The organism is Duganella sp. CF402 (assembly GCF_900109645.1).
Taxonomy (GTDB): Bacteria; Pseudomonadota; Gammaproteobacteria; order Burkholderiales; family Burkholderiaceae_D; genus Rugamonas.
In genome coordinates, this window is sequence record NZ_FOBG01000001.1 from 3573378 (window position 1) to 3597792 (window position 24415).

Sequence of the window (24415 nt, forward strand, 5' to 3'; positions counted from 1 at the left end):
TTACTGACTTTCCCAATATCCGCGCCGCACCGCAATCGTCACCGCGTGCGTGCGGTCGCGCGCATCGAGTTTTTGCAGGATGGTTTTCATATGCGCCTTGATCGTATCTTCGCGCAGGCCCAGCTGCTCGCCCACGCGCAGATTGGAGTGGCCTTCGGCCACGTGGCGCAGCACTTCAATCTCGCGCTTGCTCAAGGCATCGCCGGCAAAATTGTTCACGATGGAGCAGGCCAGCTGCGGCGACAGCGAACGCTGGCCGGCGTGCACCGAGACGATGCAATTGGCCAGTTCAGTGCGCGCCATGTTCTTCAGGACATAGCCGTTGGCGCCCGCCTTCAAACCACGCGCCACCTGCACATCGCCGCCGAAGGTGGTCAGGATAATGATGCGCGCCTGCGGATTGTGCTCCAGGATGCGCCGGGTCGCGCTGATGCCGTCCAGTCCTGGCATCTGTAAATCCATCAGGGTGATATCGGGGCGGAAGCGCTGGTACAGTTGCAGCGCCGCATCGCCGTCGCCGGCTTCCGCCACCACCGAGAACCTCGGGTCATTTTCCAGCACGGCGCAGATACCGCTGCGCAGCAAGGCATGGTCGTCCGCAATCATCACGCTGATGGTGTCATCACGTTGGATTTCCATCATCGGGCTCCTTTTAAGAGAGTGTTTCACGCGAGCGTATCACCGCCAGCGCAGCCCGCCATCCCTCGATCCGGGTATACGCCATCGAGGCAGGCAACACCAGTTGCCACTCGGTACCGCTGCCGGCGCCGCTGCTCAGGTCCAGTCTGGCGTGGATCCGTGCCGCGCGCTCCGCCATGCCGCGCATGCCCCAGTGATTGGGGCGGCCGCCGTCGGCCAGGATGGCGTCGGCGATGCCGCTGCCGTCATCCCGGATCGTGCAGCGGAACTCGCGCGTTCCGTATTCCAGCACGACTTCAATGCGGCTCGCATTGGCGTGACTGTAGGCGTTGGCGACGGCCTCGCCGACGATGGCCAGGCTCTCGTCGAAAACAGCGGGATCGAGCTGCCGCTCGGCGCCTGTGATCGTCAGCTCCAACGGCGCCGCATCATCGGGCTGCAAGCGGGCAGCGGCGGCTCTCACTGCATCCGCCAAACTGCATGGTCCGGCATCATGCCGGCGCAGTTCGCCGATCCTGTCGCGGCCTTCGCCCACCACATCGTCCGCCTGCTGCAAAACGCGTTCAAGCTGCAGGCGGTTGGCATCCCTGGGCGGCAGCTTCGTCACCGCCGCATGCACGTGCAGGATCAAGCCCTGCACCGATTGCAGCAAGGTGTCATGCAGCTCGCGCGCAATGCGATCACGCTCGCCGGCCCGTTCCTGCAAACGCTCGGCCATGTGGCGGGCCATGCGCCGCATGTGCCAGCGGTATGCCAGTGCGGCAAGCGACAGCAGCAGCGCGCCGCACAGCGCCCGGAACCACCACGTTTCCGTCAGTGCCGGGGCGATGGCGAAATGCGCCGTGCTCTCCTGTCCGGACCAGTTGCCGTTGTAGTCCGATGCCGTCACCCGGAACACATAGTCGCCGGCGGCCAGATTGTTGTAGTAGGCGCTGCGGCGCGCACCCGCCTCCTGCCATGCCGTATCGACCGGATCGAGGCGATAGCGGAAGCGGATTTTTTCCGGCATCGACAACGACGGAATCGCGTAGTCGATCTGCAGCGCCGAGCTGCCGGCGGCAAAGCGCAACGCCGGCGCACGCAGCTGCTCCTCTCCCGCCGTACCAATGCGCTTGATGAGGACCGGCTGCAGCGGCGCGGGCGGCAGCGCTTCCGCCGGATTAAAGCGAAACACCCCGGTCGACCTGACCACCCACAGCCAGCCATCGGACGCCAGCACCATCGATGGCGACGGCGCCACGCGCGGTGCGCTGCCCTCCATGCCGTCGTGCTGGTCCAGCACGTCATAGCGCACGCGATAATCGGGCAGGCTGTTGAAGCGGGCGATTTCCGCAGCCGGAATGCGGAACAGGCCGGACAAGGCGTTGAGCCAGAGATCGCCGTTGTCCAGTTCGACGATGCCGGAAATGCCGTCGAAGTTCTCGCCATTGACGCCGCCGATGCGCCTGAAGCGGTCCCGGTCGCGGTCGAACCAGGCCAGTCCGTTATCGCCGCCGGCCCACAGGTGCTGGCCGTGCAGATGCAGCGCCATCACCAGGCCGATGTTCAGTCCCGCTTCCGCGCCGTAGCTGCGCCAATTGCTCCCATCCAGATGCGCGACCTGCGCCGGATAGCTGCCCAGCCACAGCCCTGCCGCATCGGAGCGCGCCATCACGCTGACTTCGCCCGGATAGACGTTGCGCTGCCATTCGCCATTCGGCTTCCGCCGGTACAGGCCGGGCCCGCGCGAGGCCACCAGCACACTGCCGTCGGGCTCGGCCAGCACGCCTTGCGCGACCACGCCGCCGGCCTCGGTAGGCAGAGCGATCTTGCGGCTGTCCTGGCCCTGCACGCGGCGCAGGGAACCGAAGGCCGCGCCCCACAGCACGCCGTCGCGGCCACGGCTCAAGCCGCTCAACAGATTCTCCCAGCCTTCGCCACCGGCAGGCCAGAGCGGCGTCAGCCGGGCTTGACCGCTGGCGTCGACGCTCACGTGATAGCCGCCGATCCACGCGCCACCGCTGTCGTCGGCCGCAATCGCCGCGCCTATGGCCGACTGCGGCAATACGATCCCGCGCAGCCGGCTGCGGCGGAAGCGGTCGATGCCGCTGAAGGTCGCGGCCCAGATATTGCCTTCCCGGTCCTGGAACATGGCGCTGACCGAGCGTCCGCTCAACCCCTGCGGCGACGCGGTCCTGGCCACGCCCTGCGCGCCGTGGTATTCCAGGCCTTCCTTGAAGCCGGCCCAGAGATGGCCGTCGCGGTCGAACAGCAAGCTGGTGGGATCGCCGAGGTGCTGCGGCAACTGCGCCGAGGCATCCGGCCCGGCGCCGGCCAACTGATGGAAGCGGCCCTTGGCGGCGTTCCAGCTCACCACGCTGCCATTGGGCAGATTGAACAGCACGCCGGTGCCGCTTTCGACCGGCGCCTTGCTGAAGTGCGTAGCGCCCGGCCGCAGCGCATACACGCCGGCGTCGCCCTGCGCCCACAGCACGCCCTGGCGGTCGCGCATCAGCGTCTTGTACCAGCCGCTGGCCAGTCCCCATGACGGCGCCGGTGCATGCCAGCGCTCGTTCTCCAGATAAAACATGCCCTGCGCGGTGGCGGCCCAGGTGCGCCCGTTGCCGTCCTGCTCCACGCTCCAGACGGCGCGGCCCGGCAAGCCGTCGCGCGCGTCGTAGTTGCGGATGCGTCCGCCCTGCAGCAAGCTGGCGCCGCCGGTGCGGTAGCCGATCCACAAGCCGCCGTCGGCGTGTGCGTTGACCACGCTGACGTTACGGCTCAGCAAAGGCGCATTGGCGGGTGTGAATTGCTCGAACTGGATGCCGTCGAAGCGATACAAGCCGGTGGGTCCGCCCAGCCATAGCCAGCCGTCGCGGTCCTGGGTCATCGCCAGGATCATGGCCGGGGCGCCGTCGCGGGCGGTCCAGCTGGTGTGCTGCAGATCGATGCCTGCGGCCCGGCCAAGCTCGGGGAGCAGGCCGCAGGCAACCATCAGCAAGGACAGCAAAAAATTATTCATGGAAACCGCGATTCTGAATTTTCCTGATGCGACGAATATTGTATAGAAATTAATCACCCGATAGTGTGTATATTCGGGGCCGGCACTGGCATATCCTGTTTTCTCTACCACAGGAGATCATCATGCAAGGGAAACTCACCAAGTTACTGTCACTGGCCGCACTGCTGTTTTGCACCGCACTGGGCGCGGCGCAGGCCGAGGCGCCGAAGAGCCAGTTTGCCGAAGCCAACGGCGTGCGCCTGCACTACCTGACCGCCGGCAAAGGCGATCCCATCATCCTGATGCACGGCTATGCCGAGACCAGCCACATGTGGCTGCCGCTGATCGCCGAGCTGTCGAAAGACCATCTGGTGATCGCGCCGGACCTGCGCGGCTTCGGCAAATCCGGGCTGCCGGCCGGCCCCTATACCAAATCGGTGATGGCGCAGGACGTGCATGCACTGGCGGTCAGCCTGGGCATCAAATCGGCCAAGATCGTCGGCCACGACATCGGCCTGATGGTGGCGTATGCCTATGCCGCGCAGTATCCGAAAGAAGTCAGCAAGATCGCGCTGATGGACGCCTTCCTGCCCGGCGTGGGCAACTGGAAAGACGTCTGGCTGCTGCGCGACCTGTGGCACTTCCACTTCTACGGCGAGACCCCGCTGGCACTGGTCAAAGGCCGTGAGCGCACCTACTTCGAACACTTCTGGAACGACTTCGCGGCCGACAAAACCAAATCGCTGAGCGAGGCCGACCGCAAGTTCTACGCCAACGAATACGCACAGGAAGGCCGCATGCGCGCCGGCTTCGAAGTGTTCCGCGCCTTTGAAAAAGATGCGGTAGACTTTGCCGGCTACGCCAAAACCCCGCTGACCATGCCGATGCTGGTGCTCACCGGCGAAAAAGCCTCGGGCGAATTCCTGATCCAGCAGGCGCGCCTGGTCGACAGCAACGTCGAAGGCGTGGTCATCAAGAACAGCGGCCACTGGCTGATGGAAGAAGCCACCGCGCAAGTGGTGCCAAAGCTGGTGCAATTCCTGAAATAAGGAGATCGGACATGGACCTGCAACTCAAGGACAAACTGGCGCTGGTGAGCGGCAGCACGGCCGGCATCGGCTACGCCATCGCCCACACGCTGGCGCGGGAAGGCGCCAGCGTCATCGTCAACGGCAGGACCCAGGCCGCCGTCGACGAGGCGGTGGAGCGCATCCGCGCTGATACTCAGGGCACGGTGCTGGGCTATGCCGGCGACCTGGGCAAGGCCGAGGCGGCGCAGGAAGTGGTGCGGCGCCATCCTGGGATCAACATCCTGGTCAACAACCTCGGCATCTTCGAGCCCAAGGCGTTTGAGGATATCCCCGACGAGGATTGGCTGCGCTTCTTTGACGTCAACGTCTTGAGCGGCGTACGCCTGGCGCGGCTGGTGCTGCCGGAAATGAAACGGGCGAACTGGGGCCGCATCATTTTCATCTCGAGCGAGAGCGCGGTGCAGATCCCCACCGAGATGATCCACTACGGCATGACCAAGACCGCGCAACTGGCGGTATCGCGCGGACTGGCAGAATCCGTGGCCGGCACCGGCATCACCGTCAACAGCGTGCTGCCGGGGCCGACGAAATCGCGCGGCGTCGGCGACTTCGTCGAAGACATGGCGCGCGCCGGCGGCAAGAGCTTCGAGCAGGTGGAAGCGGAGTTCTTCGACCACGTGCGTCCGACCTCGCTGATCAAGCGATTCGGCACCCCGCAGGAAGTCGCGTCGCTGGTGGCGTATGTCGCCAGCCCCCTCGCCTCCGCCACCACCGGCGCCGCGCTGCGGGTTGACGGCGGCGTGGTCAAGAGCGCGTTCTGAGGCAAGCTCAGGCAGCGCGGCGTTACCGCCCCAAAGCCGTCATTCCGGCGGAGGCCGGAATCCATAGGTCAGAAGTGTGCAGCCGAAGTATGGGCGAACAGGGGGCGGCCCCCAACCTTTTTTTTTGGGGGGGGGAGCCCGGCTCAATCCACCGGCACGGATTTCTTTGACCAAGGTCCGCTAAGGGCCTCAACCAGCCAACCTGGAGCTTCGCGCGTGTTTACTGATGTGCACTGCTCGAGTCATCGAGAGTCCAACGTCGTGAGCGATAATCAAGTGTGATGACACTTCCCATTAAGTCACGTAGGCCCAGCAGACCTGCGATTCTTTGCTTCGTGCTGAAATCGGGATGCTGGCAATAGGAAACCCGGAATTTTTTCAACTCATGGTGCAAGCCGATGACCAAGGGCCCCGGCTTTTCTGTCTCGAAACAGCTAATTTGTTTGCCCCAACTGTTGACTTTGTACTCGACAACGCCAGGACCAGCAACTGGAGGTTGGCCCACCAAATCTACCCATGCAGCCGCTGAAAGCGGACTTAGTCCGAAGCTTGTTGCCCCCGTATCCAGCATAGCGTACTTGATTTCACCGGACGGGACTCTCACTTCCACTAAAAGGTGGCCACCAACTTCATACCACTGAGCATAGATAAGCGGTTGGGCTTTTAATGATGAAGCCAGGACTGCGGCTTGTTCGAATTTGTATCGAGAATTACGTAAATCGAGAATGAGGCTCCCATTTTCGAAGAAGGCATTGCCAACCGAGGCAATTGTTTCGCAGTCGCCCTTACGGATTTGTTCCATATGCCGTTTGTCGGCAATGTATTCTTTGGCCACTCCCGCCACTTCAAATATTACCTGAGTCGACTCTCCGCTCGCATCACCATGCCATTGAAACGCTCCGTTCATGCCAGTGTCCAATTGCACGGTGCAGGGATATCCGTCAAATTTCGCAGGCAACGTTAGCGCAACGCGTTCCTTCGGACGCTCAGGAGTCACTTTGTCATATTCCCAGACGAAAGAACGCCAGTCCGCATCGGCATGCACTTGAATTGGAACCAGGCACAACGTGAGTAGCAATAAAATCAGCTGCATGAATTGCCCTATTATCGGGAAGTGATGTACTTGCTGTCCATGTCTGCCTCCGGTGCAGGAACTTATGCTTTTATTCTAATCTCCAGACCTATTTCTTGTGCGTCCAGGGCTCGATGGGCTTGCCGGATTTGCTCATCCTCGATACGCACTTTTCTCCAAAATTTCGGACGGATTTTGGAACTCGAGCAATTGGCGGATGGCGGTGCGCTTGTCCGGCGCGCGCTTCACGTAGGCTTCGGCGATTCGCATTCCGATCCAGTAACCGGCTTCATATGGCCATCCTTCCGGGGCGGCGCCGCAGTTGACAAACCATCTTTTGAATCGCGCGCTGCCCAGCGGATTTTGCTGCTCTGCGCTGCCTGCCTGCATCGCCTGCCGGTCGCGCTTGAATTCCTGCCATAGCCTCGCCTCCTGGCCGCGCGCCCATGCGTCGCGATTCGGATTGGGAATTTCACCGGTCACCAAGGTCGCAAGATAGTCCGCGACGCCTTCTCTGAGCGCCTGGTTCAGCAGGGGGTCGGCCAGTGCTTCCGGTGACTCGTCTCCCTGCCAGGTATGCACTGTCTCGTGCGCAAAGAAACCGCGCATGGTGGTCCGAAATTGCGCGAAGCTTGTGCCAGGGGGACAAGTGACTTCCAGTCCGATGACCTGCGTTTCGGGACTGGCCGTCCCCCGGGGTTAAGTGCGCCAAACTTCACGCCCACACTAGCGCCGTCGAGATACCCGCGCTGTGAGCGGATCGGTGCCGGCAAAAACGGCACTATTCCATACCGCAGTAATCGCTAGAACAAATTTTTAAGTTTCATGTTGTTTACTTGTAGGCATCGGGGCCAAGTCCCCCATGCCGGCCCCTGATACCCCAGTAGTGCAAACGGCACTCGGGGGCTACCGCACGTTGAAGATCAGACCTTCGCTTTACGAAGTGCATCTGCGATCGCCAGTTTGCAAATTGGTGGTGTGTCCGGGTTGAACGAAACGGAGAGCGATGACGACGTAGAGTTGAGAATTTGCATCCCCGCCCCATTCAGCTTACTCATACCATCTACAGCAATCGAGAATTTCTTGTCGCCGCCAGGTGAGGAAAAATCAAGCCTCAGTCCTACCATGCATGCACGATAATCGGACCGGCTATCCTTCTGTGACTTCAGTTTCAGCTTCTCAACGTAAACGTCCACGTAAAAATCAGGAGACGCGGCGGTTGATACACCATTTTCCGACAGGAGTTCGGATAACCAGGTTTTTACTGAGTTATTCGGATCTTTGTATGGCAGCTTCCTGAATCCCTGATATCGCCCCTCGTAGAACCCATGCCAAGAGTAATTGCTGAATTCTCCGTAGTTTTGATAGCCACCATCCGTAACCGTGCGCAACGAATATTTGGCGGACTTGTCGAACACCTTTCCTGCCTGTGGCAACGAGAAGTCAACAGCCGACTCCTGCATAAAATGCATTTGCTGAGTAGCCATACAGCCTGAGAGCACTATTGATGCGACCAACACGAATTTTAAGTTCTTCATCATTTATACAAGTGGTTAGTGAAAGTGAAATTACCAGAAGCCCAGCATTTACTCGTAGCGCAGGCAGTCCACCGGCAGCAGCCGCGACGCCCTGCGCGCCGGGTAGAAGCCGAAGAACACGCCCACCAGGCTGGAGAATCCGCACGCCACGATCACCGCACGCATGGTGATGATGACGTCGAATTTTCCGGTCGCCGTAATCGCCGCCGCCGCGCCGCTGGCGAACAGGATGCCGAACACCCCGCCCACCAGGCAGATCACCACCGCCTCGGTCAGGAACTGCAGCAGCACGTCGCGCGGCTTGGCGCCGATCGCCATGCGGATGCCGATCTCGCGCGTACGCTCGGTCACCGACACCAGCATGATGTTCATGATGCCGATGCCGCCCACCACCAGCGAGATCGCGCCGATCAAGCCAAGCAGCAGCGCGATGCCGGCGCTGATCTTCTGCGCCGTCTCGGCGAACGAGGCCAGGTTATCGATGCGGAAGTCGTCCGGCTGGTCGATCTTGATGTGGTGCCGGTCGCGCAGCGTTTCGCTGATGTCCAGGATCGCGTCCTGCAGGTTGCCGCCCGATTTACCCTGCGCCACCACGTAGTGCACATTGCCGGGGAAGGCGGTCTTGACCAGCCCCGCCGCTGCCGCCGTAATCGGCACGATCACGTATTCGCTCAAGTCGCCGCCGTCGACCTGCTTGCCCTCGCCGTACAACACACCCACCACCTGAAACGAGATGTTCTCGATGCGGATGTATTTGCCCAGCGGGTCCTGCTTGTAGAAGAACTGGTCGGCGACCTTGCGGCCGATGACCACCATACGCGAAGCGGCCCGCACATCGGCATCGCTGAAGGCGCTGCCCTTGTCGATCTTCCAGCCGCGTATCTTGAACATGGACGGCGTCACGCCGTGCACGGTCTTGGTGGCGTTCTCGTTGCCCACCGCGAGGTTGAAGCCGCCCTGCAGCACCGGCGCCGCGCCGGCCAGCGACGGCAGCTGATCCAGCGCTGCCGCGTCGCGTATCGTCATCGCCGGCTGCGCGCCGTTGCGCATGCGCTGCTGCTGCGCGCGGTCGCCGCCCGGCGAGATGAACAGCATGTTGGTTCCCAGCTGCTCCAGCTCCTTGGCAATGAAGCGCTTCATGCTGTCGCCCACCGCCAGCAGCAGCACCACCGACGTGATGCCGATGATGATGCCCAACATGGTCAGCAACGTCCGCAGGCGGTTCGCCATCATCGAGCGAAACGCCTCCACTACGATCTGTAAAAAATTCATATCATTTATACCGTTATGGCGTTCATTTGCTGCAGCCCTTCGGCGGATGGACCGTCGTACAGCACGCGGCCATCCTTCAGGCGCACCAGCCGCTTGCTGTAGGCGGCGATATCCGGTTCGTGCGTCACCAGCAGGATGGTGATGCCGCGCTCCTGGTTCAACTGCTGGAACGAGCGCATGATTTCCTCGCTGGTTTGCGTATCGAGGTTGCCGGTCGGCTCATCGGCCAGGATCAGCGGCGGGTCGCCCACCAGCGCGCGCGCAATCGCCACCCGCTGCTGCTGGCCGCCGGACAGCTGGTTCGGCGTGCGCTTGGCCATCTCCTTCAGGCCCACCCGCTCCAGTTCCAGCAAGGCCTTGGCGTGCGCCTTGGCGCGCGACACGCCGGCATAGATCAGCGGCAGCGCCACGTTCTCCGCCACGCTCATGCGCTTGATCAGGTTAAAGCTCTGGAATACGAAGCCGATGGTGCGGTTGCGGATGCTGGCCAGTTCATTGCGCGACAAGGTGAGCGTGTCGACGCCGTTGAGGAAGTAGCTGCCGCCGGTGGCTTGATCGAGGCAGCCGAAGATGTTCATCAGCGTCGATTTGCCGGAGCCGGACTGTCCCATCACGGCCAGGAAGTCGCCGCGCGGCACGGCCAGGTCGACGCCGAACAGCACCTGCGTTTCCACGCTGCCGGAGAAGTAGCTCTTGGTGACCTGCCGGATGTCGATCAGCAGTTCATTGGCGTGCCCGCTCACAGCTCGCTCTCTTTTTCAACGCCGATGGCGCGGGTGATGACCTGGTCGCCCTTCTTCAAATCGCCGCCGACAATCTCGGTGTAGCGGAAGTTGGAGACGCCGATTTTCACATCCAGCGCCTTCGGCTGGTTGTGCGCGTCCAGCGTGTAGATACGGAACTGGCGCGCCAGGTCTGCCTTGCTGCGGAAGCCGGTGTCGTCATCCTGCGGCACAGCGGCTGCGGCTGCGATGGCGCTTGCGCTGGCGGAAGCGGATGCGGATGCGGATGCGGAAGCAGATGCCGAAGCCGAAGCAGCGGCCAGCTTCTTCTGCTTTTCGATTTCTTCATCGCTCAAGCGGAAGCGCAGCGCGGCGGTCGGGATGCGCAGCACCTGCTGGCGATTCCCCACCAACAGCCGCACCTGCGCCGTCATGCCCGGCTTGAGCAACTCGTCCTTATTGTCCACGTCCAGCACCACGTTGTAGGTCACCACGTTCTGCACCACGTTGGCGGCGAGGCGGAACTGGCGCATGCGCGCGCTGAATTCCTTGTCCGGATACGCATCCACCACGAAGCGCGCCTCCTGCCCCTCCTTGAGCGAGCCCACGTCCGCTTCCGACACGCTGGTGTCGATCTGCATCTTGGTCAGATCGCGCGCGATGGTGAACAGCTGCGGCGTGGTGAACGACGCCGCCACCGTCTGCCCCAGGTCCACGGTGCGCTTGATGATCACGCCATCGATCGGCGCGCGGATCACCGAATTATTGAGGTCCGCCTGCGCACGCGCCAACTGCGCTTCCGCCAGCTGGATATTGGCCTGCGCCACATCGACCTCTCGCTTGGACTGGTCCAGCGCCAGCGGCGAGATGAAGCTCTGCGTCACCAGCGTTTGATTGCGCGAGTGTGTGGCCTGTGCCAATCGCAACGAGGCGCGCGCAGAGGCCAGTTGCGCCTCGGCCTGGCGGATCTGGGCGTTGAAGATGGTCGGGTCCAGTTTCAGCAGAACCTGCCCCTTGGTCACGCGGTCGTTGAAGTCCGCTTTCAGCTCGCTCACCGTGCCAGATACCTGCGAGCCGATGTTAATCAGCGCGACCGGATTGATGGTGCCGGTGGCCGTCACCGACTGCGTGATATTGCCGGTATCGACCTGCGCGGTGCGGAAACGTGGCACTTCCACCACAGGGGTCTTACTTTTGGAATAGTAGGCGCCGGCGCCGCCGACTATCACCAGCAAACCGACTGCCAGCGCGAGCTTCTTTTTGGTCAGGAAAGCCATTGTTTTCAGTGTGTCCCATAGTGAGATCCGGCACGGTGCGGATCGAATGGGCAAGTATCAGACAGTTTTATATTAAAAGCAACACGACGATGTCTTCTCCCCTATGGGGCAGGCACGCATACCTGTGTCGTGGGATATGCAAAATTGCAATTCGGCTTTGCAGGAATGTCCGTTCCCAGACTGCGTTTTCGTCCCTAAGATGGCCTCACTCAACCACGGAGGACACCATGTCAGAAACGCTCACCATCAAGGTCGCCGACGGCAGTTTCAACTGCTACGTAGCGCGTCCTGCCCATGCCGCCAGTGCACCGGTGATTGTGGTGCTGCAGGAGATCTTCGGCGTCAACGCCGGCATCCGCAGCATCGCCGACGACTATGCCGCCAAGGGTTACATCGCCGTGGCGCCGGACTTGTTCTGGCGCGCCGATCCCGGCCTCGATATGTCGGAAGCCGAACCGGGCGACTGGGCACGCGGCTTCGCGCTGTACAGCGCCTACAACTTCGACGGCGGCGTGGGCGACATCGCCGCCACCGTGGCCGCCGCCCGCACGCTGAAAGGCGCCAGCGGCAAGGTCGGCGTCACCGGCTACTGCCTCGGCGGACTGATGACCTACCTGACCGCCGCCCGCGCCGACGCCGACGCCTTCGTCTCCTACTACGGCGGCGGCACCGAAAAATACGCGGCAGAAGCAGGCAAGGTCGCCAAGCCGCTGCTGTACCACCTGGCCGAGGAGGATGAATACATCGGCAAGGAAGCACAAGCCACCATCGCCGCCGCCTTCAAGGGCAACCCGAAGATTGAGCTGCACAGCTACCCCGGTTGCAACCACGCCTTCGCGCGCCCCGGCGGCAACCACTACGACGCCGCAGCCGCCACGCTGGCCAACGCCCGCACCGACGCATTCTTTAAACAACACCTGTCTTAAACCTAGGAGAAAATCATGACCGAACAAATCAACCCATCCCGCCGCAACGCAATGGTCGGCACCGCAGTCGCCGCCGCTGCCACCGCAATGGCCGCAGTCAGCACCGAAGCCGTGGCAGCACCGGCCGGCAAAGTCACCAAGACCGTGGCCACCATCACCACCCGCGACGGCGTTGAAATCTACTACAAGGACTGGGGTCCGCGCACCGGCCAGCCAGTGATCCTGAGCCACGGTTGGCCACTGAGCTCGGACAGCTGGGAATCGGCCGCGTTCTTCCTGGCTAACAACGGCTTCCGCGTCATCACTCATGACCGCCGTGGCCACGGCCGTTCGAGCCAGCCTTGGGACGGCAACGACATGGACCACTACGCCGACGACCTGGCGCAGCTGATCGAAGCGCTGGACCTGAAGAACATCATCCTGGCAGGCTTCTCCACCGGCGGCGGCGAAGTGGCGCGCTACGTCGGCCGTCACGGCACCAAGCGCATCGCCAAACTGGGCCTGATCTCGGCGGTGCCGCCGCTGATGCTGAAAACCGACACCAACCCGGACGGCCTGCCGATCGAAGTGTTCGACGGCATCCGCGCCGGCTCGGTCAAGGATCGCGGCCAGCTGTACCTGGACATCGCATCGGGCCCGTTCTACAACTACAACCGTCCGGGCGCGAAACCGTCGCAAGGCATCATCCAGGCGTGGTACGCGCAGGGCATGCAGGGCGGCTTCAAAAACACCTACGACTCGATCAAGGCCTTCTCGGAAACCGACTTCCGCGACGACCTGAAAAAGTTCGACAAGCCGACCCTGGTCATTCACGGTGAAGACGACCAGATCGTGCCGATCAAGGCCGCAGGCATTGCCTCCGCCAAGATCGTCAAGGGCGCCAAGCTGATTACCTACCCGGGCGCACCGCACGGCTTGACCGACACCCACAAGGACAAGTTCCACGCCGACTTCCTTGCTTTCGCTAAGTCGTAAAACAAAAAAACCGCCTCCGGGCGGTTTTTTAATGTGGTATGGTTTCCCTCACCATGATGGAAATCTTCTCTACGCCTGACAATCCTTCCCTTATCCACTACGGCACCTACTCGCCGTTGCTGGTGATCCTCTCGATCCTGGTTGCCATATTCTCATCATGGATGGGATTGCAAGTCGCGGCGCAAGCGCGCCTTGGTGGCACGCGCGGCCTGCGTGCCATGATGCTAGTCACCGGCAGCCTGGCGCTCGGCTGCGGCGTTTGGGCCATGCACTTCATCGGCATGCTGGCCTTCGACCTGTGCATCAATGTCGACTACGACCGCGGCCTGACGCTGCTGTCGGTGCTACCCAGCCTTGCCGCCTCCTACGTCGCGCTGACCATCATCAGCCGCCGCCGCGTTACCCGGCTGTCGCTGGTGGTGGGCGGGGTGCTGGTGGGTGCCGGCATCGGCGCCATGCACTACACCGGCATGGCCGCGATGCAGATGGAACTGGCGCAGCGCTACGACCCGTTCATGTTCGGCCTGTCGATCGTGGTGGCAGTGGTGCTGGCCACGCTGGCCCTGTGGATCCGCTTCGGCCTGCGCACGCTGCGCCTGCCGCGCACGGTGCTGGGCGCGATCAGCGCCACGGTGATGGGCTGCGCCATCGCCGGCATGCACTACACCGGCATGGCGGCGGCGCGCTTCGTCGGCACGCTGCCGGTGGACGCCGCATCGCAAACCAACTCCACCTTCCTGGCACTGGCCATCACACTGATCACGGTGGCCTTCACCGTGTTCGTGATGGCGGCCAACGGCCTGCTGCGCTATCGCGAAATGTACCGCCAGCAGGCAGAGAGCGAAGCCTGGATGCGCGCCCTGCTGACCACCACCATCGACGGCGTGATCACGGTCGACCGCGCCGGCGTGATCCACGAATTCAACCTGTCTGCGGAACGCATCTTCGGCTGGAGCCGCGATGAAATCGTCGGCCGCAACATCCGCTTGCTGATGGCAGATACCGAGCGCTCGGAGCGCGACGGCTTCCTCAACTTCCTGCAGACCGGCGACGCCAGCGTGGTCGGGCGCGGCAGCGAAGTACTCGGCCTGCGCAAGGACGGCAGCCAGGTGCCGATCCGGCGCGCGCTGGGCCACGCGCGCATGGCGGAACGCGACCTGTTCGTACTGTTCATCACCGACATCAGTGAACGCCGCGCCATCATGCAGGCGCTGCGCGACAGCGAGCTGCAATTCCGCTCGCTGATCGGGAACATCCCCGGCATCGCGTTCCGCAGCAGCATGGCCTTCGACGCACCCCCGCTGTTCATCAGCGATAACATCGAACGCCTGGCCGGCTATCCTGCCAGCGATTTCGTCGGCGCCAACCGCACCCGCACGCTGGCCTCGCTGATCTGCGAGGAAGACCGCGCGCGCGTGGGTGCGGCAATCTCGCGCAGCATCGACAAGCTGGCCACCTATCAGATCGAATACTGTCTGGTGCACGCAGACGGCAGCAAACGCTTCATGTGGGAGCACGGCGCCGTCACTCAGGATGAAACCCATCCCGAGATCCGCTGGATCGACGGCGTGATCCTCGACATCAGCGAACGGCGCGAAATGGAGCTGCAGCTGCGCAAGGCCAAGGAGACGGCGGAACAGGCGGCGGCGGCGCGCGCCAGCTTCGTCGCCAACATGAGCCACGAGATCCGCACGCCGATGAACGCCATCCTCGGGTTCACCGACGTGCTGCTCGACACCCCGCTCGATGACGAGCAGCGCCGCCACCTCGACACCGTGCGCAAGGAAGGCCGCTCGCTGCTACGCCTGCTCAACGAAATCCTCGACACCGCCAAGCTGGATAAGGGCGCAATGGAGCTGGAGCCGGACGATTACAGCCTGCTCAACCTGATCGACGAACTGGCCTCCACCTTCGGCACCAACGCCCGCAGCAAGGGACTGACGATCGACATCAACTACGATCCCCTGCTACCGGCCTGGCTGCACGGCGACGAACTACGCATGCGCCAGATCCTCGGCAACCTGCTGGACAACGCCATCAAGTTCACCTCGGCCGGCAAGGTGAGCCTGAGCGCCTGCGAGAAGGAAGGCCAGTTGCATATCGCCGTGCAGGACACCGGCATCGGCATCGCGCCGGAACGCATCAACGCCATCTTCGATCCGTTCACCCAGGCCGACGCCTCTATGACGCGCCGCTTCGGCGGCACCGGCCTTGGCACCACCATCAGCCGCCAGCTGGTGGCGCTCATGGGCGGCAAGATCTGGGCCGAGAGCACGCCGGGCGTTGGCACCACCTTCCACGTGCTGCTGCCGCTGGAACCGGCGCGCGACGACGCGGCGCAGTTCAGCGAACGTAGCGACTATCCGCTGCCGCCGCTGCGCGTGCTCGGCGCGGACGACGTGCCGCAGAACCTGGAGCTGCTGGCGCTGCTGCTGGCCAAGCGCGGCCACACGCTGGCCAGGGCGCACGACGGCGCGGAGGCGGTGCGGATGACGGCCGAACAGCAGTACGACGTGCTGCTGATGGATATGCAGATGCCGCACATGGACGGTCTGGCGGCCACGCGCGCCATCCGCGCGCGCGAACTGCAGGACGGTACGCCGGCGCTGCCGATCGTGGCGATGACGGCCAGCGTGTTGACGGCGCACCGAGAGGCCGCCGCCAAGGCAGGCATGGATGGTTTCGCCTCCAAGCCGGTCGACTGGCACGCGCTGTCGCACGAAATAGCCAAGGTGCTCAAGCTGCCGGCGGTGCCATCCGCGCCGCCGCCATCGGAAGCACCGCGCCACCGTGTGCTGAACCAGAAAGCGGGCTTGCAGCGCTGGGCCGACAACGAGGAAGCCTATCATCAGGCGCTGCTCCGCTTCGTGGCCGACTACAGCACGGCGGCCGCCACGCTGGCCAAGCTGCTGGCCCATGCCAGCGAAGCGCGGCTGGCGGAAGCGCAGGCCTGGTGCCACAAGGTGCGCGGCGTGGCCGCCAACATCGGGCTGGAACAATTGAACGCCACGCTGGCGCAGCTGGAGAAGCTGTGCGGTTCGCCGCAGCGTAACGCCACAGCGCCGCAACACGGCGGCGCTGCAGCACCTGCGGATGCGGCGCGTGGCGATGGCACGGCGGCTGGAGCGGCGGCGCGCGGCGATGCGGCGGGTGGCGATGGCGCGGCGGCCGGAGCGTCGGCAACGGCGATCGCGCTGGGCAGCATTCCGGTGTCGCTGCAAACGGAACTGGCGCAGGCGCAGCGCACGCTGGCGGCGCAGCTGGATGCGGCGCTGAGCGCCATCCACGCCCTCGCCCCGCCGCGCGGTTCCAGCGCCAGGCTGGAAACACCGCCACCGGCAACGGGCTTCGCACCGGCAGCCGCGCGCCAGAAATCCGCCGCTCTGCTACCATTCCTGCAGCGCGGCGCCTTGAACGACGCCGCACTGACCGCGTTGACGGCCGCCCTCACCGGCGCGCCGCCGGCACTGGCGCAGCAACTGGGCGCGGTGCAAGACGCCTTGAACGATTTTGATTTCCCGCAGGCGCAAGCCGCATTAGAGGTGTTGGAGGCATCGCTGGCCAGCCTCGCCACGGAGTAACCATGAGAACCACGCATCATGCAAACCAGCCGCACATCCTGGTCGTCGACGACGAAGCCAGCAACCTGCAGCTGCTGCGCCATATCCTGCAAGACCAATACCGCCTGCTGTTCGCCAAGGACGGACCGCGCGCGCTGGAACTGGCGCGCTCCGAGCAACCGCAGCTGATCCTGCTGGACGTGATGATGCCGGGGATGACCGGCTACGAAACCTGCAAGCTGTTGAAGGCCGACGCGGCCACCGCGTCGATTCCCGTCATCTTCGTCACCGCCCTGAGCGACACCGACGACGAAGTGGTGGGCTTTGAAGCCGGCGCGGTGGACTACATCACCAAGCCGGTCAGCCCGCCCATCGTGCGCGCCCGCGTGCGCAACCACCTGTCGCTGGTGGGCATGGATGAATTGAAGAAGACCCGCCTGGAAATCGTCCAGCGCCTCGGCCTCGCCGCCGAGTACAAGGACAACGAAACCGGCTTGCACGTGATCCGCATGAGCCACTACTCGCGCATCCTCGGCCTGGCGCTCGGCATGAGCGAGGCGGAAGCGGAAGACCTGCTGCACGCGGCGCCCATGCACGACGTCGGCAAGATCGGCATCCCGGACAGCATCCTGCGCAAGCCGGCGGCGCTGGATCCGGATGAATGGAAGATCATGCAGTCGCACGCCACCATCGGCGGTGACATCATCGGCAAGCATCCGCATGGCATGCTGGCGATGGCCTACGACGTCGCCGTCACCCACCACGAAAAGTGGGACGGCAGCGGCTATCCGAACGGTTTGAAGGGCGAAGAGATCCCGCTGGTCGGCCGCATCGTGGCGATTGCCGACGTGTTCGACGCGCTGACTTCCGCGCGGCCGTACAAGGAAGCGTGGCCGGTGGAAAAGGCGGTCGCGCACATGGAGGCGCAGCGCGACCAGCACTTCGAAGGCCGGCTGGTGGACCTCTTCTTCAAACAGATGCCCGCGCTGCTTGAGATCAAGGAACGCTGGGCAGAGCATTAATTTAGCCGCTCGCCACGTCCCGCCAGGCGCGCCATCACGCTCACCGCGTGATCGATCTGCGCTTTGGTGTGACCGGCGTTCATCATGAAGCGCAGGCGCGCCTGTCCCACCGGCGCTGCCGGGAACTGGATCGCGTCCACATGCACGCCCTCGGCGCGCAGTTCCATCGCATAGCGCTGGCAGGTTTCGGCGTCGCCGATCAGCACCGGCAGGATCGGCGTGGCGGTCGAGATGATGGTGTAGCCCAGCGGCGCCATGCGCTCGATGAAGTAGCGCTGGTTGTCCCACAATTGCTGACGGCGCTGCGGCTCCTCTTCCAGCATATCCAATGCGGCCAGCAGCGCCGCTGCCTGGTCCGGCGGCGGCGGGCAGGTGAAGCCGTAGGCGGAGCTGGTCAGGCGGATCACGTCCGCCACTTGCTTGTCCACCGCCACAAAGCCGCCGATTGAACCGAGCGCCTTGCTCAAGGTCCCCATCTGCATGATGTTGCTGCTGTAGCAGTTGAAGTGTTCCGAGGTGCCGCCGCCGTTGGCGCCCAGGATGCCGGTGGCATGCGCGTCGTCGATGTACAGCAGCGCACCGAAACGTTCGGCCAACGCCACCAGCTGCGGCAGCGGCGCAATCGTGCCCTCCATGCTGAACACGCCGTCGCTGACGATGATCGGCGTGGTGCCGTCGGCGGCGCCGGCCTGCAGCAGCGATTCAAGATGGTCCATATCGCAATGGCGGTAGTTGTAGCGCAGCGCGCCCGACATCTGGATGCCTTCGCGGATCGAGATGTGATTGAATTCGTCCGAGTAGTAGGCGTACTTGTGGCGCTTCTTCGCGCGGAAGCCGTGCAGCCGCGCCAGCGTGGCCGCTTTCACGATCGACGACAGCACGCCGATGTTGGCCATGTAGCCGGTGACGAACAGCACCGCGTCGCTCTTGTGCTTGAGCGCGCCGAGGCGGCGTTCGAGTTCGCGGTATACCTCAAGGTCGCCGCCCAGCAGGCGCGATTCGCAATTGCCCACACCGTAGCGGTCCAGTCCCTGCTTGGCCGCCGCCACCAGACGCGGATGATTGGCCAGCGCCAGGTAGTTGTTGGTGCTGAAGGACACCACCGTTTCGCCTTCCGTTACAAAGGTCGGATCGGGCAAGGTGCTGTGCACCGAAGAGTCGTGGTGGATGGGATGGTGCTGCAGCCAGCTGGCGATGTCGCTTAAGTCGTGCATGATGTGTGAGACCGGATAGGATCAGTACATCATAGGAGTGCACGGCTTACCGCAAGCTTGCGGTCACATTACGAATCGGTTAGCCAGCCAGCGGCAGCACGATGCGCGCGACCAGTCCCGGCGCGCCGTCTTCCAGTACCAGCCGGCCGTCGTGCGAGGTGGCGGTGGCGCTGACGATGGACAGGCCGAGGCCATTGCCCGGCATATGGCGGCTCTTGTCGAGGCGATAGAAGCGCTGCGTCACCTTGTCGCGCTCACCGTCCGGAATACCCGGGCCATTGTCGTGCACCGCGATCGAGGCCTCGCCGTGGTACAGGCCCGCACGCACATGGATGGCGGCGCCGGGGCCGGCGTACTTGATGGCGTTGTCCAGCAGGCTGGCGACGGCGCTGGCCAGCAGGTTGCGGTCGCCGTCCACGTGCAGCGAATCCGGCGCATCCACGGTCAGCTTGATGTTGCTGTCTTCGGCGATGGCTTCGTACATCTCGCCGATATCGGCCACCACCCGGCCCAAATCAAGCCGCTCGAACAGGCGGCCGCGCATGCCCGATTCCGCTTCGGCGATTTGCAGCAGGCGTTCGAACAAGCGGATCAGGTCATCGATATCGTCGATGGCGTCATGCGCGGCGGTGGACAGCGTGGGTACCGTCATCTCGTGGCGCAGCGCGTCGTCCAGCCGGCCGCGTATGCGGCTCAGCGGCGTGCGCAAGTCGTGCGCGATGGCGTTGGAGACGTGGCGTATGCCCTCCATCAGCAGTTCGATGCGGTCCAGCATGCGGTTGATGTCGCGGTTGAGCAGCGCGAATTCATCGTTGCCGGTGACGGGGATGCGCGGGCTTAAGTCGCCGGCCTCGATCTGCGCCGCCGTGCGGCGGATCTCGCCGAGGCGCGCCTCGATGCTGCGCCGGAACAGCAGCGCGCCGGCGACCGTCAGCATCAGCGACACGCAAGCGCCGGCCGCCAGCGCGCGCCAGATCACTTCGCGCACCGCTTCCTCCTCGCTTAAATCACGGCCGACGATCAGCGTGCCGCCATCGTTTAAAGGCCGTATGTAGAGGCGCGCCGGAGAGCTGCGGCCGTTGCGCAGCACGGTGGTGGTGATGAAGTCCTCGGCGTCCGCCACGCTGGGCCACGAGCCAAGGTTGCCGCCGGCGGACGTGCCGTCGGCATTGAGGATCTGGAAAATCTCGCGGTCGCTGTCGATGCCGTCGCCAAGCTGGCGGCGCACTTCGGCCAGCAGTGCGGCGCGGTGGCCGCCGCCGACATTCGCCAGCAGGCGCTCGGTCTGCGCCACGATCTTGCCGTCGATGTTCTGGTCGATCACGCCGATGGTGCCGCTGTAGAACACCAGCGACACCGCCGCGATGGAGGCGATCCCCAGCAGGCCGTAGCCCAGCACCAGCTTGGCGGCGATCGAGGTGCGGAAGCGGAACAAGCGATTACTCCGACTCGTCCGGCGGCGTCACGCCCATGCGGTAGCCGACGCCGCGCAGGGTGTGGATCAGCTGCACCGGGAAGTCTTTATCCACCTTGGCGCGCAGGCGCGAGATCTGCACGTCGATCACATTGGTCTGCGGGTCGAAGTGGTAATCCCACACCGATTCCAGCAGCATGGTGCGGGTCACCACCTGGTTCTCGTTGCGCATCAGGTATTCAAGCAGGCGGTATTCGCGCGGCTGCAGCGTGATCACCTTGTTGCCGCGCGTGACGCGCAGCGTGCGCAGGTCGAGCTTCAGGTCGGCCACTTGCAGCTGCGTGCTGTCGGCGCCGGGCGCACTGCGGCGCAGCAGCGCTTCCACGCGCGCCAGCAGTTCGGAGAAGGCAAAGGGTTTGGACAGGTAATCATCCGCACCGCCGCGCAAGCCGCTCACGCGCGCGTCGATGGTGGTCATGGCGCTGACGATGATGACCGGGGTCTGCTTGCCCAGCGCGCGCAGCTTGTCGACGATGGACAAGCCGTCGATGCGGCCCGGCAGCATGCGGTCGAGGATGATGATATCCCAGTCCTCGCTGCTGGCGTAATCGAGTCCGGCCGGGCCGGTGGCGGCGGCAGTCACGACGTAGCCGGCCTCGCGCAAGCCCTTGCAGATGTAGTTGGAGGTTTCGGCTTCGTCTTCAATCACCAGGCAGCGCACGCGAGTCTCCGGTATTCAGTGGGGAGTGGATATTCTACCGCGCCTTGCCGGCCAGCTCGCGGTACAGCGCATGGTAGTTCTTCGCCATCGTCTCGGCGGTGAACAGCTCCCAGTAGCGTGCCTCGGCGCGGCGGCCCATGCCTGCCGCCAGCTCCGGCTGCTCCCACAGAGTGCGCATGGCCGCGCCCAGCGCCGCAGGATCGTCCGGCGGCACCACCAGGCCGGTGTCGTTGTCGATGTTGATGTAGGTGGTGCCGGTGCCGATCTCGCTCGAGATCATCGGCTTGCCGTACATCGCGCCTTCCAGCAGCGAGATGCCGAAGGCTTCCGAGCGCAGGTGCGACGGGAACACCATCGCGTAGCTCAGTTCCAGCAGCGCCGCCTTGTCGTCCTCCTCCACCGCGCCGATGAAATGCACGTGGGTCAGGCCGAGGCGCTGCGCGTGCTGCTTCAGCGCCTGCTCTTCCGGGCCGGCGCCGACGATCACCACCGGGTAATCGAGATTGGCCATCGCATCCAGCAGGATGTGCAGGCCCTTGTAGTAGCGCAGCACGCCGACGAACAGGAAGAAGCGCTCGCCAAACTGGGCGCGCCACTTGGCCTTCAACTCTTCGGAAGCCACCGGATAGGTCGACTTATCGAGGCCGTAGGTGATGGTGCGGGTCTTGTGCTCGAAGCGCTTGAGCACCGGCGACGAGGCCAGGTAGTTGGGCGAGGTCGCCACCACCGTATCCACGCTGCGCAGGAAGCGGCGCTTGAGCGGGCTATACACGCGCAGCAGGTTTTTCTGGCGCACGATGTCCGAGTGGTAGGTCACCACGCACGGCTTGTTAATGCGCGCCATGAAGTGGGCGATGTCCATGAACGGCCACGGGAAGTGGTAGTGGATCACATCCGCATCGCGCGCCAGGCGCGCCAGCTTGCGAATGGCTGCGAACGAAAAGCCGGTCGAGGCGACTTCAAAATCCAGCGGCACGCGGTGCACGGTGTGGCCGTCGATTTCGATTTTGGACGGGCCGCTGCGGCTCAGCGTCAGCACTTCGTTGGTCACGCCCAGGCGTCCGGTGCCCACGCACAGCTGGCGGATCACTTGTTCGATGCCGCCCCAGGTGTCGGGATAGTAGGTCTTGTAAAAATGGAGGACGCGCATGGGGCTTATTTCTTCAGTACTTCGTGATAAACGGCGACGGTGCGGCGTGCCGCTTCATCCCAGGTCAGTTCCAGCGCGCGGCGCCGGCCTGCGGCGATGCAGCGCGCACGCACCGCGTCGTCGCGCGCCAGCGTGGTCATGGCGGCGGTGATATCGGCCACCGACAGCGGATCGAATTCGACCGCTGCGCCGTTGGCCACTTCCGGCAGCGAGGTGGTATTCGAGCAGGCTACCGGCACGCCGGCGGCAAACGCCTCCACCAGCGGCAGGCCGAAGCCCTCGTGCAGCGACGGGAACACGAAGGCGCCGGCGCCGGCGTACACGTGGCGCAGGTGGCGCGCCTCGGTCAGCTGGTCGAGCCAGACCACGTTCTCGCCGCGCTGCTGCGCATCCTTGATGCGCTTGACCAGTTCTTCGCTGCGCCAGCCCGGCTGGCCGACGATCACCAGCTGGCGCGAGGCGCGCAGCACCGGCGGCAGGCCCAGATAGGCTTCCAGCAAACGCTCGACGTTCTTGCGCGGCTGCAGCGTGCCGACGAACAGGAAGTAGCCTGCACTCAGGCCATGCAGTTCCAGTGTGATATCGCGCTCCTCGGCGGACGGCGCGTCGAACCAATGCGCGGCCACGCCGTGGTGCACCACGCTGATCTTGTTTTCATCGACGCCGAAATGCTCGACCAGCTCGCGGATCGAGTAATGCGAACCGGTGATCACATGCTGCGCCTTGCGCGCGGCCTTGGCCTGCAGCCAGTTCTTCAGTTTGCGCAGCTTCGGGCTGGCCCATTCCGGATGCGAAATCGGCAGCGCGTCGTGCAGCGTGGCCACCACCGGGCAGTCCATGCGCACGATGCGGTAGTCGGTGGCGTGGAACAGATCAAGCGGTGCGGCGCCCTTCTCCAAGGCCACGCGTGTGCTCAGGTGCACCGACGACGGCAGGATCAAATCGCCCAGCGTCGCCAGCGGGAAGGACAGCGGCAGCGCGCGGCCCAGCGTCACTTTGCGCGCGTCGCCGTGCGGCGCGAACGACAGCGGCACCACCTCGGCGCCGGCCTGCGGCAGGTGGTCGAGCAGCGCACGGCTGTACACGCCGATGCCATCGAGGCGACCGTTGGTCAGCACCGGCTCCGCCGTCGTTACCGACAGGCCGGTGCGCAGGGTGGCTTGCGCGCTCACGCCGAATACATCCAGCGCAGCGTGTCGGCCAGCGGCACGATGTCCAGCGCACCGGCGGCGGCCACCAGGCGGCGGTTGTCGCCGACCAGTCGCACCACCTCATTGGCGCGCACGAAGGCGGGATTGACGTGGACGTTGATCTTGTAGCCGGCGATATCGGCCATCATGTCGAGTGCTTCGCCCAGCGAGTACGCGTGGCCGGAGCAGATGTTGAAAGCGCCACCTACCGCAACGGGCGCTGCCAGCAGCTTGCGATAGCTTGCTGCCACCATACGCACATCGGAAAAGTCGCGCCACACGTGCAGGTTGCCCAGCTCGATGTCGGCGGCCTTGCGGCGGAAGTGCGATACAATTTTCGGCAGCAGGAAGTTTTCGTGCTGGCCCACGCCGGTGTAGTTGAATGGACGGACCACGATCAGCGGCAGCTTGTCCTGCCACAGGCGCGCCATGTACTCCATCGACAGCTTGCTGACGGCGTAGTCGTTGGCCGGCGCGGCCGGCACGTCTTCATGGATCACGCCGACGTCGGTGTTGCCGTAGATATTGGCGCTGGACGCCAGCAGCACGGCCGACGGCTTCTTCGGCGATGCAGCCAGCGCTTCCAGCAGGTTGCGCGTGCCGACCACGTTGACGCGGTAGATTTGTTCGACATCGCCATGCGCGACGAAGGCGATGGCGGCCAGGTGCACCACCACATCCGGCTGCGCTTCCCGCACCACGGCGGCAAGGCCGGCGCGGTCATTCAGGTCGACCGCGTATTCACGCTCGCCCGGCGCGTGGCCGGGCGTGATGGTGCCGAAGACTTCATAGCCGGCGGCGCGCAATTCCTGCGCCACGTAATGGCCGGTGAAGCCGGACAAACCGGTAATCAGGGCGCGTTTGCCCGTGCCTTCAGCGGCCATCTGGACT

General features: G+C 64.0%; 20 protein-coding genes. 6 read left to right on the forward strand and 14 right to left on the reverse strand.

What is annotated here, in order from left to right; translation table 11 throughout:
- Both BMZ70_RS16040 and BMZ70_RS16045 read right to left on the reverse strand, forming a co-directional pair.
- Positions 1-642: a response regulator transcription factor gene (locus BMZ70_RS16040; protein WP_229205426.1), complete on the reverse strand. Its 642-nt coding sequence runs from the start codon at positions 640-642 to the stop codon at positions 1-3.
- A gap of 10 nt (positions 643-652) precedes the next feature.
- A complete protein-coding gene (locus tag BMZ70_RS16045) occupies positions 653-3640 on the reverse strand; it encodes a sensor histidine kinase (RefSeq protein WP_092276279.1) in 2988 nt (995 codons plus the stop codon).
- A 122-nt stretch (positions 3641-3762) separates the two neighbouring features.
- On the opposite strand from BMZ70_RS16045, the gene BMZ70_RS16050 reads away from it, so the two are divergent.
- Together BMZ70_RS16050 and BMZ70_RS16055 are read left to right on the forward strand one after the other, a co-directional pair.
- Entirely contained in the window at positions 3763-4668 is a 906-nt protein-coding gene (locus BMZ70_RS16050) for an alpha/beta fold hydrolase (protein ID WP_092276281.1), read from the forward strand.
- Positions 4669-4679: 11 nt separating this feature from the next.
- Positions 4680-5471 carry an SDR family NAD(P)-dependent oxidoreductase gene (locus tag BMZ70_RS16055; protein WP_092276284.1) on the forward strand — a complete coding sequence of 264 codons (792 nt, stop codon included), beginning with the start codon at positions 4680-4682 and terminating at the stop codon, positions 5469-5471.
- Between the two features lie 220 nt (positions 5472-5691).
- Here the strand turns inward: BMZ70_RS16055 and BMZ70_RS16060 are convergent, their stop codons facing one another.
- The 6 genes from BMZ70_RS16060 to BMZ70_RS16085 form a co-directional block, all read right to left on the reverse strand.
- Entirely contained in the window at positions 5692-6564 is an 873-nt protein-coding gene (locus tag BMZ70_RS16060) for a hypothetical protein (RefSeq protein ID WP_092276287.1), read from the reverse strand.
- A 132-nt stretch (positions 6565-6696) separates the two neighbouring features.
- Positions 6697-7152: a gliding motility protein GldB-related protein gene (locus tag BMZ70_RS16065; RefSeq protein ID WP_092276290.1), complete on the reverse strand. Its 456-nt coding sequence runs from the start codon at positions 7150-7152 to the stop codon at positions 6697-6699.
- Between the two features lie 314 nt (positions 7153-7466).
- Positions 7467-8030, reverse strand: coding sequence for a hypothetical protein (locus BMZ70_RS16070; protein WP_175500782.1), 564 nt, complete (start codon positions 8028-8030; stop codon positions 7467-7469).
- A gap of 99 nt (positions 8031-8129) precedes the next feature.
- On the reverse strand, positions 8130-9314 hold the full coding sequence (locus BMZ70_RS16075) for an ABC transporter permease (RefSeq protein ID WP_092277908.1): 1185 nt from the start codon (positions 9312-9314) through the stop codon (positions 8130-8132).
- Between the two features lie 44 nt (positions 9315-9358).
- Positions 9359-10096 carry an ABC transporter ATP-binding protein gene (locus BMZ70_RS16080; RefSeq protein ID WP_092276296.1) on the reverse strand — a complete coding sequence of 246 codons (738 nt, stop codon included), beginning with the start codon at positions 10094-10096 and terminating at the stop codon, positions 9359-9361.
- On the reverse strand, positions 10093-11352 hold the full coding sequence (locus BMZ70_RS16085) for an efflux RND transporter periplasmic adaptor subunit (RefSeq protein WP_092276299.1): 1260 nt from the start codon (positions 11350-11352) through the stop codon (positions 10093-10095). The genes BMZ70_RS16080 and BMZ70_RS16085 overlap by 4 nt, the downstream gene beginning before the upstream one ends.
- A 227-nt stretch (positions 11353-11579) precedes the next feature.
- Here BMZ70_RS16085 and BMZ70_RS16090 point away from each other — a divergent pair, with 227 nt between their 5' ends.
- Genes BMZ70_RS16090 through BMZ70_RS16105 form a run of 4 tightly spaced genes read left to right on the forward strand, consistent with a single transcriptional unit; the run spans position 11580 to position 17835 of the window.
- Complete coding sequence (locus BMZ70_RS16090) at positions 11580-12278, forward strand: dienelactone hydrolase family protein (protein ID WP_092276302.1); 699 nt, start codon at positions 11580-11582, stop codon at positions 12276-12278.
- Positions 12279-12293: 15 nt separating this feature from the next.
- Positions 12294-13253, forward strand: coding sequence for an alpha/beta fold hydrolase (locus tag BMZ70_RS16095; RefSeq protein WP_092276305.1), 960 nt, complete (start codon positions 12294-12296; stop codon positions 13251-13253).
- Between the two features lie 38 nt (positions 13254-13291).
- Positions 13292-16834, forward strand: coding sequence for an MHYT domain-containing protein (locus tag BMZ70_RS16100; protein WP_092276308.1), 3543 nt, complete (start codon positions 13292-13294; stop codon positions 16832-16834).
- Positions 16835-16836: 2 nt separating this feature from the next.
- The gene (locus BMZ70_RS16105; protein WP_092276311.1) at positions 16837-17835 is read left to right on the forward strand and encodes a response regulator; all 999 of its coding nucleotides are present in this window, start codon (positions 16837-16839) and stop codon (positions 17833-17835) included.
- Here the strand turns inward: BMZ70_RS16105 and BMZ70_RS16110 are convergent.
- The 6 genes from BMZ70_RS16110 to BMZ70_RS16135 form a co-directional block, all read right to left on the reverse strand.
- Positions 17832-19049 (reverse strand): aminotransferase class I/II-fold pyridoxal phosphate-dependent enzyme, encoded by a 1218-nt coding sequence (locus tag BMZ70_RS16110; RefSeq protein ID WP_092276314.1) that lies wholly within the window; start codon positions 19047-19049, stop codon positions 17832-17834. The two genes, BMZ70_RS16105 and BMZ70_RS16110, sit on opposite strands and share 4 nt — an antisense overlap.
- Before the next feature lie 79 nt (positions 19050-19128).
- Positions 19129-20484: a HAMP domain-containing sensor histidine kinase gene (locus BMZ70_RS16115; protein WP_092276317.1), complete on the reverse strand. Its 1356-nt coding sequence runs from the start codon at positions 20482-20484 to the stop codon at positions 19129-19131.
- A gap of 4 nt (positions 20485-20488) precedes the next feature.
- On the reverse strand, positions 20489-21184 hold the full coding sequence (locus BMZ70_RS16120) for a response regulator transcription factor (RefSeq protein ID WP_092276320.1): 696 nt from the start codon (positions 21182-21184) through the stop codon (positions 20489-20491).
- Between the two features lie 34 nt (positions 21185-21218).
- Entirely contained in the window at positions 21219-22334 is a 1116-nt protein-coding gene (locus BMZ70_RS16125; protein ID WP_092276323.1) for a glycosyltransferase family 4 protein, read from the reverse strand.
- Positions 22335-22339: 5 nt separating this feature from the next.
- Positions 22340-23506, reverse strand: coding sequence for a glycosyltransferase family 4 protein (locus tag BMZ70_RS16130; RefSeq protein WP_165403461.1), 1167 nt, complete (start codon positions 23504-23506; stop codon positions 22340-22342).
- A complete protein-coding gene (locus tag BMZ70_RS16135) occupies positions 23503-24408 on the reverse strand; it encodes a GDP-mannose 4,6-dehydratase (protein ID WP_092276329.1) in 906 nt (301 codons plus the stop codon). Before BMZ70_RS16135 ends, BMZ70_RS16130 begins: the two co-directional genes overlap by 4 nt.
- Between the last annotated feature and the right edge of the window lie 7 nt (positions 24409-24415).